This window comes from Pseudomonas sp. LB3P25 (assembly GCF_054897985.1).
The window spans coordinates 5,842,252-5,855,952 of record NZ_CM142711.1 but is presented as its reverse complement, the minus strand read 5'-3'; the positions used below and the strand labels follow the sequence as shown (position 1 = coordinate 5,855,952).

Below are 13,701 nucleotides of genomic sequence, written 5' to 3'. Positions count from 1 at the left end.
CGCCTATCTCAGAGGCTAAACCCACCATCCAAAGGAATAATATTCCCGGTCATATAAGCCCCAGCCGTACTCGCCAGGCTGATCGCCAGCGCCGCCATCTCTTCCTCCCGGCCCCAGCGTTTCATTGGAATCAACGCCGTATCGTCGGCCAGCGCCTGCTCATCATTGCCGATGTGCTGAGTCATCTTGCTCGGAAAACGCCCCGGTGCGATGACGTTGACGTTGATGTGCTGGCTCACCAGTTCCCGCGCCAGAATCCGCGACAGTTGATGCAGGGCAGCCTTACTCGGCCCGTAGGCATAAGCCTGTTCGCCGAAGGACGAAATCCCGGCCACTGAACCGATGTTAATGATCCGCGCCGGATTCGCTGGCGAACCGGCCTTGCGTAGCAGCGGCAAAAACTGCTGAATGCAGTTGAACACCGAGGTCACGTTGAGCTGCATGACCTTTTCCCAGCCCTTGACCGGGTAGCTCTCCAGCGGCGCGCCCCACGTGGTGCCGGCGTTGTTCACCAGAATATCCAACTGGGTAATTTGTTCTCCCAGTTGTGTGGCCAACTCAAGCACACCTTCTTCAGTGGCGAGATTGGCCACCACGGCATGGCAGCGACCAAGCGCGCTCAGCTCATCAGCTGTTTGCTGACAGGCTTCGGCATCCCGGGCGCAGACGTACACAGTGGCGCCGGCCTCGACATAGGCCTTGGCGATCATTTTGCCGATACCACGGGTGCCGCCGGTCACCAGAGCGGTGCGGCCTTGCAGGGAAAAATACGAGTGCATGGCGAATCCTGAGAGCTGAGGGTCAATACACCCTAGTCGTCAGCCGCCAGAAGCGGAGCCACTATTTTTGCGAGGAATGAAGGTCTATACAGCCTTGAACTGCCGCCGCCCGTGTAGGAGCACAGCTTGCTGGCGATGGCGTTTTGAAGATCGCCATCGCCAGAAAGCTGTGCTCCTACAGGGTGGGCGATTTACTGCGGGCGAACGCGCAGGGTCAGGCCCTTGAGGAAGTTGCGCAGCAACTGGTCGCCGCACGGGCGGTAGTTGGTGTGGCCGAACTTGCGGAACAGCGCGCTCAGCTCAGGCTTGGACACCGGGAACTCGGAGGCCTTGAGGATCGCGTGCATGTCGTCTTCTTTCAGTTCGAAGGCTACACGCAGTTTTTTCAGGATGATGTTGTTGGTCACCGGCACTTCGATCGGCTGCGGCGGACGGCTTTCGTCCTTGCCGCGCTTGAAGATCACCAGGCCATCGAGGAAATGCGCAATGACTTCATCCGGGCAGCGTACGAAGCCTTCCTCGTCTTCCTCTTTCTTGTCGAGGTACGTCACCAGGTCTTCCAGGGTCACGTCCATGCCGCCGAGCTTGATGATCTCGATGACTTTCTTGTCGCTGATGTCGAGCATGTAGCGCACGCTGCGCAGTACGTCGTTATGAATCATGGTGTGCAATCCTGATATTCAGCAGTGGGCGCCGCATAAACAGCGGCGCCAAAATGTATGGCGGCGTGAAAAGTCTTAGAACTTCTCTTTGCCGGACAGGTAGCGCCATTGCCCCAACGGCACTTTGCCGATGGACACGCCGCCAATGCGGATGCGGCGGATGGCGACGACCTTCAGGCCGACGGCCTGGCAGAACAGGGCGATGACGCCCGGTTGTGGGTTCTTCATCGCAAAACGCAGGCGGTTTTCGTTCTGCCAGCTGGCTTTGACCGGCGGCAGTTCCTTGCCCTTGTAGGTCAGTCCGTGGTTCAGGCGATTAAGACCGTGAGCCACCATGTCGCCTTCAACTTCGACCACATACTCCTGCTCGATCTTGGCGGAGTCGGCAGTGAGTTTGCGCAGGATCTTCCAGTCCTGGGTGAACACCAGCAGACCGCTGGCGTTGGCCTGCAGGTCGGTGCTGGCGGTCAGGCGCAGGAAGTGGCCCTTGAGCGGACGTTTGCTGAAACGGTGTTCTTCGCTCAAGGTCTCGGCGCTGATCGTTGCCATGGCCGTTTCCGCATCCATGCCCACGGGCACGTTCAGCAGGATGGTCACTGGCTCCGGTGCCGTGGCCTTGGCTTCTGGATCGAGCTCGACTTTTTGCGTGTCGACCTTGAACTGCGGCTCGTCGATGACTTCGCCGTCCACGGTGACCCAGCCGCCCTCGATGAACAGCTCAGCCTCCCGACGGGAACAGCCGACGAGTTCGATGAGGCGTTTGGAGAGACGAATCGGGTCAGTCATGACAGGGCCGTAACAAAAAAGGGGTGGGCATTGTACCTGCGTGGCGCCGGTTAATCCCGGCTCCATTTGCGCAGTAAAGCTTTTTGTGTGAGCGAGCCTGCTCGCGAAAGCGGTTTATCAGTCAACATTGATGTGAAACTGACGGCCCCTTCGCGAGCAGGCTTGCTCCCACATTTGTCCTGCGTTGTGTCAGCCATGCCGCGAATGTTGCTGGTTTTGACGCAAACGCATGTGTAGTAACGGATAAGGCTGGCCCATACCGTCATGCTCGGAGCGGCCGATCACCTCAAAGCCCTGCTTGAAGTAGAACCCCAGCGCCTGCGGGTTCTGCTCGTTGACGTCCAGTTCATCGGCGTTCAGGTGTTCCATGGCATAGCGCAGCAACTGCTTGCCCAGGCCTTGACCTCGGTGGGCCGGGTCGATGAAGAGCATTTCGATCTTGCCCGCCGCGACGCCGGCGAACCCGGTGATGCGCTGGCGCGGGTCTTTGGTGCAGATCAGCATCACCGCATCGAGGTAGCGCGTCAGCACCAGGTTCTTCAGCAGTTCGATGTAGCTGTCCGGCAGAAAATTATGGGTGGCGCGCACCGAGGCTTCCCAGACCTGAGTAAGTTCTTCGTAGTCGCTCTGTTTCGGCGTATGGATGACCGAATGTTGGCGCATGGTCGGCTGCCCCTTTTGCAGTGGATGGTGCGAATCCTTTCTCCCACAAAACGATAGACGTAAAAAAGCCCCGCATCTCGTCAAGAGAGCGGGGCTTTTCGTATTTTTTGCGTTTAGATCTGTTCAGCCCACAGGTCGTATTCGTCGGCGTCGGTCACTTTGCACCAGACTTTATCGCCTGGTTTCAGGTTGCTGCCGTTGTCGATGAACACGTTGCCGTCGATTTCCGGGGCATCGAAGAAGCAGCGGCCGACTGCGCCTTGCTCGTCGACTTCATCCACCAACACTTCGATTTCACGGCCGACACGCATTTGCAGACGAGCCGAACTGATGGCTTGCTGGTGCGCCATGAAGCGATCCCAGCGGTCTTGCTTGACGTCGTCCGGCACGATGGCCGCGTCCAGCAGGTTGGCCGGTGCGCCTTCGACTGGCGAGTACTGGAAGCAGCCGACGCGGTCCAGTTGTGCTTCGGTCAGCCAGTTCAGCAGGTACTGGAAGTCTTCTTCGGTTTCGCCAGGGAAGCCAACGATGAAGGTCGAACGGATGATCAGGTCCGGGCAGATTTCGCGCCAGTTCTTGATGCGGGCCAGGGTCTTGTCTTCGAAGGCCGGGCGTTTCATCGCTTTCAGGACTTTCGGGCTGGCGTGCTGGAACGGGATGTCGAGGTACGGCAGGATCTTGCCGGCGGCCATCAGCGGAATCAGCTCGTCGACGTGCGGGTATGGGTAAACGTAGTGCAAGCGAACCCAGACGCCGAGGGTGCTCAGGGCTTCGCAGAGTTCGGTCATGCGGGTTTTCACCGGCGCGCCGTTCCAGAAACCGGTGCGGTATTTCACGTCAACGCCGTAGGCGCTGGTGTCTTGCGAAATCACCAACAGCTCTTTGACGCCGGCCTTGACCAGGCGCTGAGCTTCGTCGAGCACGTCACCGACCGGGCGGCTGACCAGCTTGCCGCGCATCGACGGGATGATGCAGAAGCTGCAACTGTGGTTGCAGCCTTCGGAAATCTTCAGGTAGGCGTAGTGGCGCGGGGTCAGCTTGATGCCTTGCGGCGGCACCAGGTCGATCAACGGGTTGTGATCCTGACGCGGTGGCACGGCGTCGTGCACGGCGTTGACCACTTGCTCGTACTGCTGCGGGCCGGTCACGGCCAGCACGCTTGGGTGCACCTTGCGAATGTTGCCTTCTTCGACGCCCATGCAGCCGGTCACGATAACCTTGCCGTTTTCCTTGATGGCTTCGCCGATCACTTCCAGAGACTCAGCCTTGGCCGAGTCGATGAAGCCGCAGGTGTTGACCACCACGACGTCAGCGTCCTCATAAGTGGACACAACGTCATAGCCTTCCATGCGCAGCTGGGTAAGGATGCGCTCGGAGTCGACCAGTGCTTTGGGGCAACCCAGGGATACGAAGCCAACCTTTGGATTGGCCGGCGCAGGAGTGGTGGACATGTCTAACCTCGGTATTTGTGACGCCTCCAGCCGAAGACGGCAAGGCGACGGACAGGACGCTTTAGTACGCCTCTGGTCAAAAAGTGCGCAATTCTAGCGATGAGAGGCGCACTTGACCAGCTTTATGCAGGGAAATACGACGAGTGCTGCGCTATGCTTCGCGCCGTTACGCTTTACCGATTTTTTACAGTCAACAAAACGTCTGTAACGTTAAGTAAAACAGCGCATGCTGCACGGCAAAGCATAGTGCTTCTTATAAGAAGTCCGGGTCTGAGTAGTAGGAGTGGTGGATGGGTCAGGCAAGTAGTCAGGCGGCAGGCGCCGAGCATTCGGCGGCAAAGCCGATCGGCATGCTGGTCGCGGCGGTCGGTGTGGTTTATGGCGATATCGGCACAAGCCCGCTGTACACCCTCAAAGAAGTGTTTTCCGGTGGCTATGGCGTGCCCGTCGACCATGACGGGGTGCTGGGAATTCTGGCGCTGATCTTCTGGTCGCTGATCTGGGTTGTGTCGATCAAGTACATGATGTTCGTCCTGCGCGCCGATAACCAGGGCGAAGGCGGGATCATGGCCCTGACCGCACTGGCCCGGCGGGCGGCGTCGGGGTATCCCAAGTTGAGGGCGCTGCTGGTGGTCTGCGGGCTGATCGGTGCGGCGCTGTTCTATGGCGACAGCATGATCACTCCGGCGATCTCTGTGCTCTCGGCGATTGAAGGCCTGGGACTGGCTTTCGAGGGTATCGACCATTGGGTGGTGCCACTGTCGCTGATCGTGCTGGTGGCGCTGTTCCTGATTCAGAGTCACGGTACCGCGCGTATCGGCATCCTGTTCGGGCCAATCATGGTCACTTGGTTTGTGGTGCTGGGGGCGCTGGGTGTCTACGGCATCATGCAGCATCCGGAAGTGTTGAAAGCGATGAACCCGGTGTGGGGCGTGCGCTTCTTCATCGTGCACCCGGGCATGGGCGTGGCGATTCTCGGCGCGGTGGTGCTGGCATTGACCGGTGCCGAAGCGCTGTACGCCGACATGGGCCACTTCGGTCGCAAGCCGATTGCCCGTGCGTGGTTCATCCTTGTGCTGCCGGCGCTGGTGCTGAATTACTTCGGCCAAGGGGCGCTGCTGCTCGGCGATCCGGAAGCCGCTCGTAACCCGTTCTACCTGTTGGCACCGAGCTGGGCGCTGATTCCATTGGTAGGATTGTCGACCATGGCCACGGTGATTGCCTCCCAAGCGGTGATTTCCGGTGCGTTCTCCCTGACCCGTCAGGCGATCCAGCTCGGTTACATTCCGCGCATGCACATTCGGCACACCTCCAGCGCCGAACAAGGCCAGATCTACATCGGCGCGGTGAACTGGGCGCTGATGGTCGGCGTGATTCTTCTGGTGTTGGGTTTCGAATCCTCCGGTGCGCTGGCCTCGGCCTATGGTGTGGCGGTGACTGGCACCATGCTGATGACCACCATTCTGGTGTCGGCGGTGATATTGCTGCTGTGGAAATGGCCTCCGATCCTCGCGGTTCCGCTGTTGCTCGGTTTCCTGCTGGTGGACGGTCTGTACTTTGCTGCCAACGTGCCGAAAATCATTCAGGGCGGGGCGTTCCCGGTGATCGCCGGTATCGTGCTGTTTGTGCTGATGACCACCTGGAAGCGCGGCAAGCAACTGCTGGTTGACCGTCTCGACGAAGGTGGATTGCCGCTGCCGATCTTCATCAGCAGCATCGCCGTGCAACCGCCGCATCGCGTTCAGGGCACCGCCGTATTTCTGACCGCGCGCCCGGACGCCGTGCCCCACGCGCTGTTGCACAACTTGCTGCATAACCAGGTGCTGCACGAGCAAGTGGTGCTGCTGACGGTGGTGTACGAAGACATCCCGCGGGTGCCGGCATCACGGCGTTTCGAGGTGGATTCCTACGGCGAGGGGTTCTTCCGGGTGATCCTGCATTTTGGCTTCGTCGACGAGCCGGACGTGCCGCAAGCGCTGAAGCTGTGTCATCTCGAAGACCTGGACTTCAGCCCGATGCGCACCACGTACTTCCTCAGCCGCGAGACGGTTATCGCCTCCAAACTCGAAGGCATGGCGCGCTGGCGCGAGGGGTTGTTCGCCTTCATGTTGCAAAACGCCAACGGCAATTTGCGCTTCTTCAATCTGCCGCTGAACCGGGTGATTGAACTGGGGACTCAGGTGGAGATGTAAGCTCGCGACATCCAAAAGCCCCCGTTGCCATAAAGGCAGCGGGGGCTTTTTTGTGTCCGATGACTTGAATCCACTGCCCATTCCCTTGTGGGAGCGAGCCTGCTCGCGAAGAGGCCATTACATTCAACATCTGCGCTGGCTGACAGATCCTCTTCGCGAGCAGGCTCGCTCCCACAAGGGATTTGCGGTGTTACTTGCTTTCGGGCAGCTCTTCTTCAGATTCGGTCTTTGTTCGAGCCGGTCGCGGGGTCAGCACCTTCACCACATCATCAATCACAGCCTTACTCATTGCCGTCAGATAGTGCGCGGCCCAGGCGTGGCGGTCGGTGTCTTTTGCGTAGGCGGCATCCTCGGAAAATGATTTGGCGAGGAACAGCAGATCGGAAGCTTGTGCCAATGCTTCGACAATGGGGACACCGGCGCGGACGTTGAACAACGCCTGATCCGAGCAGTAGATGAGCGGGGTGAAGCCTATGGTTTTTAGTTCTGAAAGTGCGGTCGAATCTATTTTGGTCATATGTAATTCCTAATTTGAGGAGGCTGTCACATTCGTTTCCAAGCGAATGGGTGACAGCTGTGCGCAGGTTGGAAAACCGGGAAATTAGGAAACCGGCACGCCCGAAGACGTCCCGCGCACAGCCGCCATAACTCAAGAGCGCAAGCTAAAAAGCCTTTGCAATCGTGATGGGTACGCTGTTGCGAATAATTTCGACGGGTTTCCAAGCCCGATCGCTGAAGGGTCAGCGACGTCCGGAGACTATCCCGTCGAAGAAAAGCGCAACAAGGCGGCAAAGTGCCCAAACGCAAGATTAGGAGTTTGCCTACAAGGCCGGCGGGCGTCATCCGATATTGCGACACCTTAAGTAAACGAAACTAAACATTGCGAGAGGATCTGGATCTTCAGCGTGACGAACATTCCCTGTGGGAGCGAGCCTGCTCGCGAAGGCGGTGTATCAGCCGATGCAGATATCCACTGACACGACACCTTCGCGAGCAGGCTCGCTCCCACAAGGGTCCGCAGTGTTGGCTGGAATGAAAAAGCCCCCGCTACCGTGAGGTAGCGAGGGCTTTTTTTTGGGCGGGCCTCAGATCACTCCTGAGCCGTCTCGCCCTTGGCTTGCCGTTTCTCGATGATATCCACCAACCGCTGGGCCAGAGCCGGATAGTTCTCGTCGAAGTGATGACCACCAGGCAGTTTCATCGCTTCACCCACCGCGGTCTTGTCGGTGCAGCCGCTCTCGTCGACTTCTTCTTCACCGTAGATGCACACCACTTTCTCCGGCGGCAGCTTGGCCATTTCCGGGCCGGTGGCGGCTTCTTTGCCGGCGTTGCCGAGCCAGCCTTCGACTTCGATTTCGAAGCTGCCGGTGCGGGCGAAGGCCAGCAGGATGATCGCGTCCACCCGTTGCTGTTCCGATGGCTCCAGGCGGTTGTAGATCGCCGGCAGGACGTCGGCGCCGAACGAATAACCGGTCAGGATGAAGCGCTTGGTGCCCCATTTCTGCCGGTAGTGCTGCATCAGTTCGGCCAGGTCCAGGGCGCTTTGCTCGGGGCTCTTGTGCTGCCAGTAGTAACGCAAGGTGTCGATGCCGACCACCGGGTAGCCGATTTTGGCCATCTCGCCCGCGACGTCGCGGTCAAGGTCGCGCCAGCCGCCGTCACCGGACAGGAACAGGGTCACGGTGTCCTTGGCTTGGCCGGCGGGCACTTCGACTACCGGAATCTGCAGACCGCCAGAAGCTTTATCGCCGCCAACGAGGATCTTGCGCAGCTCGTTGTTCAGCACTTGCGGCAGGTTGATGTCGTAGTCACTGATGCTGGTTTCGGCGTTGGGTTGGTCGCGCACGAAGCCGGCGCTGGTGTCATCCGGGTTGTCGTTCCACGCCACCAGCCAGTGACCGTGAGCGGCGCTTTTCGGCAGCAGGTGAGTGCAGCCGGGTTTTTCCAGGGCCAGGTCCACCGAAACGGCCTGGGCCTTGTCACTCTTCTGCTCTGACAACCAGCGCCACGCCAGCACGGCGCCAGGGCCGATGCCGCTGACCAGGGTTGCCGGGCCTTTGAGTTCTCTCAGGGCCGATTGCAGGGCGCGACTTTGCAGCAGGCAGTCTTTGGGCAGGATCACCTGAACAATCTGCGCCGAGCCGGCGCGGCTCAGGGTCATCAACTGTTTGTTGCTGAGCTTCTGGTCTTCATTGACCGCCACCAGCACCTGCGCGCGTGGCGTGTTGCCGGGGATGACACGGGTCATCGCGGCGCCATCGGCCGGCGTCAGCTGTTCGAGGGTCGGTTCGGGTGCCGGGCGTTTCAGGTACCAGTAACCGCCACCGAGAATCAGGGCCAGCACTACCAGTGTGGCCAGTACGTACCGCAAGGAGCGTTGAATCATCAGCGTTTCACCAATCCAGTCAAGCCACCCGCAATCAGGGCAGCAGTGTCGGCCAGGGCAACCAGCGGATCGAGTCCGGCGGGCACGGCCATATAACGGGGTTCCCAGTCAGGCTGGAATTTGTCTTTGAAACGGCGCAAGCCTTGAAAGTTGTAGAGCTGCTCACCACGGCGGAAAACCATCGAGCCCAGACGCTGGGTCAGTGGTGCACCACGACGGGGTTGCAATCCCGACAACGGCACCATGCCCAGGCTGAAGCGCGCGTATCCATGATTTTTATAATGTTGAATCAGGCCGACCATCATGAACTCCATGGTCAGCTTGGGGGCATCCGGGTGCGCGCGCATCAGGTCGAGGCTGGCCAGTTCATGACCATAAGTCTCAAGCAGGTTGGCGAATGCCACTGGACGCCCTTCGAAACGAATCACCGCGACGCGGAAATGTTTGAGGTAATCATCGCTGAAACGACCGAGGGAGAAGCCTTTCTCGCGCACGTTCTTGCCGGTCAGCCAGGCATCGGAAATTACCTTGAGTTCTTCCATCGGTGCTTGCCCTGGATCAAAGATCTCCAGCGACAGGCCATCGCGAGTGCCGCGGTTCCAGGTGTAGCGCAGGTCTTTCATCTCTTTGCCTTTGGCCTCGAGATCAAAGCGCAGCAGATCGACCCGGGCTTCTTCGCCGAGCTTGATCGCGGTCAGGCCGATGTCCATGTAGTACGGCAGGTTCTCGGCGCGCACTTGATAGAACACAGGACGGGCGTGGTGGATGTCGCAAAGGTCGCGGAACTGCCAGATCATTTCCGCCCGTTGCTGGGTCGGGCCGATCGGGTCATACAAGGCCACCAGGCTGCGACCACGGCGTGCGTACATCAGGAACGCCTCGTCGTTGGGGTGAAACAGCAGCGCCTTGTCACCGGTCAGGGCGAGGCCGCCATCCGGTTGTGCGGAGGCCATGAGGATCTTTACCGCGCGTCCCAGTTCATCGGGTGTTGGCAGATGGATTACCGGGCGTGCGGTGCGCAGCAGCCAGGTCAGGGACACCACCACCAGCAACACCGCGGCGCCGAGCAGCGAGCGCAAGCCGCGCGGGGCATCGGCGTCGAGGGTGAACTGCCACCAGAGCTGATGGCTGTACGGGACGTCCTGATAGGCGAACAGCAGCAGCCAGATCGACGCACCGAGTACGCACAGGCTGGCCACCAGATACAGCGGCGAGAACGGCACCTCGGTCAGACGGCTCGGGCGATAGAACGAGGTGCGGAAAACCCCCAGCAGGCTCGCAGTCAGGGTCAGCAGGCAGGCTTCTTCCCAGTCGAAACCCTTGAGCAGAGAGAGCAGGGCAGCGACCAGCAACAAGATGGTGGTCAGCATCCAGGCGGCCGACAGTCGGCGGCGCAGCCCTTGAGCCAGCAGTAAGCAAAGCACACCGATCAGGCTGGCACCGAAGTGCGAGGCGTCGACCAGTCGATGCGGGATCAGAAAGCCGATGTGTTCCAGGCGTGTGTCGATTTCCGGGGTGGCACCGGAGAACAACAGCACTACGCCGGACAGAAAGACCAGCACCGCCAGAATCGGCGCGGCCAGGCCGGACGCTACCCTTAAGGACTGACGCGATTGAAACAGGCGCTGACCTTCATTGATCAGCAGGAATACACAGGCCACCAGCAACGGCAGCACCACGTAGATCAGGCGATAGAGCAGCAGGGCGGCAGCGAGTGGCGCGGCGCCGAGAGTGTCGGAGAAGGCGGCCAGCAGAATCGCTTCGAACACCCCGACCCCGCCGGGAACATGGCTGAGTACACCCGCAGCCAGGGCTAACAGGTACACCAGCAGGAAGGCGCCGAAGGGCGGTGCTTCAGGCAGCAGCAGATAGAGCACGGTAGCCGCGGCGACTACGTCCAGGGCCGTGATGATCAGTTGCAGAAACGTCAGGCGACGTCCCGGCAGGCGCAAGGTGCGGCGTCCGACCTTGACGAGCAGGTTGTCCGGGTAAGGTTGTTCTGGCAGGCGGCGGCGGTAAATGCCGATGGCCAGTACGCTGAAGAGCAGCAAAACGGCCGCGGCGATTGCCCCTAGCAATGCCTCGGACAAACCCAGGGCGGCAGAGGCGCCAGGCAGGTTGCTGAGGGTGGCGAGGGCGGCCAGAGGGGGCAGGGCGCAGCCGAGCGAGAGGCTGGCGAACAGCGTCATGTGAGCGACTTCAGAAGCGCCCAGACCATGACGTGCATATAAACGGTAGCGAACCGAGCCCCCCGACAGCATCGAAAGGCCGATGGCATTGCCGATGGCGAATGCGGTGAACCCGCCCAGGGCCAGGATTCGCGGCGCCAGGTTCACGCCCGCGTAGCGGCTGGCTGACCATTCGTAGCCCAGCAGGATGATGAAGCCGACCACGGTCGCGCCCAGCGCGCCCAATAATGCCGGTTTCGGAACGTCGAGAATCGAGTCGTGCAGAGCGTACAGATCGAGTTCGCTCAGCAGGTGGCGACAGGCAATCAGCGCGATAGCGAACAACAGCAAAGTGACTGCCAGGCCGATGGGCTGGCGGTATTTGCTGATTAGATCAAGCAAGCGCAGACGCTCGACCTTGATCGGTTGTGTCGCTGTGACGGTGTCTTGTGGATCAGACGAGTTGGCGCGCATCAATCACCTCTTGGATTGTGCGCGACAGGATGGGGGTATCCAGCCAAGTTACCAATCCCTGTAGAAAAAAATAATCACAAATATTAACGCCTCTCACCGGGTATCGGCGATGGTACGTCATCAGTCGTAGAGGGTTCTGTCTGAGGTTCAGCATAGTCTGGGCTCAGAGCATCGGTGATCCCGAACGGCTCGCTACACGGTGGCAGATCATTGTTGCGAAAGGACTTTTTCAACAGATACAAAAAAGGCCACTCTTTCGAGTAGCCTTTTTTGATGTTTGGTTGCGGGAGCCGGATTTGAACCGACGACCTTCGGGTTATGAGCCCGACGAGCTACCAGACTGCTCCATCCCGCGTCTGTGTGGCGGCATTCTACAGGCGAACGCCGGAGTGTCAACCGTTAATCCTGAATAGGGTCAAATAAGCGTAAATGAGTGGTGAGCGGTCGTGGGGGAGACTTAAGTTTCGGAATCAGAACGATTTCTCATTTCCGTGCCGTCAGACGTAACCCGCTTGTTGCTGTGCGTATTTTTACAAAAGAGACGCGCACAAAAAAGGCCACTCTTTCGAGTAGCCTTTTTTGATGTTTGGTTGCGGGAGCCGGATTTGAACCGACGACCTTCGGGTTATGAGCCCGACGAGCTACCAGACTGCTCCATCCCGCGTCTGTGTGTCGGCATTCTACAGAGGATCGGCGGGCTGTCAACCTTCATTCCTGAGAAAACCTCTTCTTGTTCAATCGCTTAGCTTGAAAAGAGGGCTGGGTGATTGGCTGAAAGGCTGGTGTGGCAAGGCTTTCAGCTCTATCGGGTGAGGCTTTTCGATTGAGAAAATAAATTCATCTGGCACTTTTCCTACGAGTGTAAAAGAACATTCGGAGTACTGGTGCTATATACAGGTGTCAGTGAGATACTGCCGATCTGACTCGCCAATACGCCATTTCTTCACCATGAACACCGCTTTTATATGACGCAGCGAAAAATCATCCACGTCGATTGTGACTGCTTCTACGCCGCCATCGAGATGCGTGACGACCCGCGCCTGGCCGGTAAACCTCTGGCTGTGGGTGGTTCTGCGGATCGACGTGGTGTCATTGCTACCTGCAATTATGAAGCGCGGGCGTATGGGGTACGCTCGGCCATGTCTTCCGGACATGCCTTGAAACTGTGCCCGGACCTGACCATCGTCAAGCCGCGCATGGAGGCCTATAGAGAAGCCTCCAAGGAAATTCACACGATCTTTCGCGATTACACCGACTTGATCGAGCCGCTTTCCCTGGATGAGGCCTACCTCGACGTATCGGACAGTGCGCATTTCGGTGGTAGTGCCACGCGGATTGCCCAAGACATTCGCCGTCGCGTCTCTAATCAACTGCACATCACCGTTTCGGCTGGCGTTGCGCCGAACAAGTTTCTGGCCAAGATCGCCAGCGACTGGAGGAAGCCCAATGGCTTGTTCGTCATTACGCCGGATCAGGTCGAGGATTTTGTCAGTGGTTTGCCGGTGAGCAAGCTGCACGGCGTTGGCAAAGTGACCGCAGACAAATTAGGCAGGCTTGGCATCGTCGATTGTTCTCATCTGCGCGAATGGGACAAGTTGGCGCTTGTGCGCGAATTCGGCAGTTTCGGCGAGCGACTCTGGAGCCTGGCCCGTGGGATCGATGACCGATTGGTGCACAACGACAGTCGTCGACAGTCGATCAGTGTCGAAAATACCTACGACGTCGACCTGCCGGATCTGGTGGGCTGCCTCGATAAATTACCCGAGTTGCTGGAAACACTGGCCGGCCGCATGGCGCGTATCGACAGCAGCTATCGACCGGGCAAGCCGTTCGTCAAAGTGAAATTCCATGACTTCACCCAGACCACTCTGGAGCAGGCCGGGGCAGGGCGGGATTTGGGGAGCTATCAGTTGTTGCTGACCCAGGCGTTTAATCGCGGCGGGAAACCGGTGCGGTTGTTGGGGATTGGGATGCGGCTGGAGGATTTGCGGGGTGGGTTTGAGCAGATGGAGTTGTTTGAGCGGTAGATTTGCAGTGAATGTAAGGGCCTCATCGCGAGCAGGCTCGCTCCCACATTGGATCTGCTGTGAACACATAATTTGTGAGCACCTCAAATCCCCTGTGGGAGCGAGCCTGCTCG

General features: G+C 59.1%; 10 protein-coding genes and 2 tRNA genes. 2 read left to right on the top strand and 10 right to left on the bottom strand.

Features of this window, described 5'->3' with window-relative positions:
* Positions 1–8: 8 nt before the first annotated feature.
* The 5 genes from ACYZTW_RS26915 to rimO all read right to left on the bottom strand — a co-directional run bounded on the left by ACYZTW_RS26915 (position 9) and on the right by rimO (position 4,341).
* Entirely contained in the window at positions 9–779 is a 771-nt protein-coding gene (locus ACYZTW_RS26915) for an SDR family oxidoreductase (protein ID WP_462002503.1), read from the bottom strand.
* A 191-nt stretch (positions 780–970) separates the two neighbouring features.
* Positions 971–1,441 carry a YehS family protein gene (locus tag ACYZTW_RS26910; RefSeq protein ID WP_150654848.1) on the bottom strand — a complete coding sequence of 157 codons (471 nt, stop codon included), beginning with the start codon at positions 1,439–1,441 and terminating at the stop codon, positions 971–973.
* Between the two features lie 75 nt (positions 1,442–1,516).
* Entirely contained in the window at positions 1,517–2,227 is a 711-nt protein-coding gene (locus ACYZTW_RS26905; RefSeq protein ID WP_010462687.1) for an rRNA pseudouridine synthase, read from the bottom strand.
* Between the two features lie 189 nt (positions 2,228–2,416).
* Positions 2,417–2,890: a GNAT family N-acetyltransferase gene (locus ACYZTW_RS26900; RefSeq protein WP_462002502.1), complete on the bottom strand. Its 474-nt coding sequence runs from the start codon at positions 2,888–2,890 to the stop codon at positions 2,417–2,419.
* Between the two features lie 113 nt (positions 2,891–3,003).
* The gene (gene rimO / locus ACYZTW_RS26895; RefSeq protein ID WP_010462684.1) at positions 3,004–4,341 is read right to left on the bottom strand and encodes a 30S ribosomal protein S12 methylthiotransferase RimO; all 1,338 of its coding nucleotides are present in this window, start codon (positions 4,339–4,341) and stop codon (positions 3,004–3,006) included.
* 290 nt (positions 4,342–4,631) lie between these two features.
* On the opposite strand from rimO, the gene ACYZTW_RS26890 reads away from it, so the two are divergent.
* Positions 4,632–6,533, top strand: a complete 1,902-nt coding sequence (locus tag ACYZTW_RS26890) for a potassium transporter Kup (RefSeq protein WP_462002501.1) — start codon at positions 4,632–4,634, stop codon at positions 6,531–6,533.
* 190 nt (positions 6,534–6,723) lie between these two features.
* On the opposite strand, the gene ACYZTW_RS26885 is transcribed toward ACYZTW_RS26890, so the two are convergent.
* From ACYZTW_RS26885 to ACYZTW_RS26865, 5 genes are all read right to left on the bottom strand, one after another.
* On the bottom strand, positions 6,724–7,050 hold the full coding sequence (locus tag ACYZTW_RS26885) for a DUF3077 domain-containing protein (protein ID WP_462002500.1): 327 nt from the start codon (positions 7,048–7,050) through the stop codon (positions 6,724–6,726).
* A 573-nt stretch (positions 7,051–7,623) separates the two neighbouring features.
* Positions 7,624–8,919, bottom strand: coding sequence for a virulence factor family protein (locus ACYZTW_RS26880; RefSeq protein WP_462002499.1), 1,296 nt, complete (start codon positions 8,917–8,919; stop codon positions 7,624–7,626).
* Positions 8,919–11,561, bottom strand: a complete 2,643-nt coding sequence (mprF, locus tag ACYZTW_RS26875; protein WP_462002498.1) for a bifunctional lysylphosphatidylglycerol flippase/synthetase MprF — start codon at positions 11,559–11,561, stop codon at positions 8,919–8,921. Before mprF ends, ACYZTW_RS26880 begins: the two co-directional genes overlap by 1 nt.
* Positions 11,562–11,839: 278 nt before the next feature.
* A tRNA-Met gene (locus ACYZTW_RS26870) sits at positions 11,840–11,916 on the bottom strand.
* Between the two features lie 232 nt (positions 11,917–12,148).
* A tRNA-Met gene (locus tag ACYZTW_RS26865) sits at positions 12,149–12,225 on the bottom strand.
* Positions 12,226–12,526: 301 nt separating this feature from the next.
* On the opposite strand from ACYZTW_RS26865, the gene dinB reads away from it, so the two are divergent.
* Positions 12,527–13,588, top strand: a complete 1,062-nt coding sequence (gene dinB / locus ACYZTW_RS26860) for a DNA polymerase IV (protein WP_462002497.1) — start codon at positions 12,527–12,529, stop codon at positions 13,586–13,588.
* Positions 13,589–13,701: the final 113 nt, after the last annotated feature.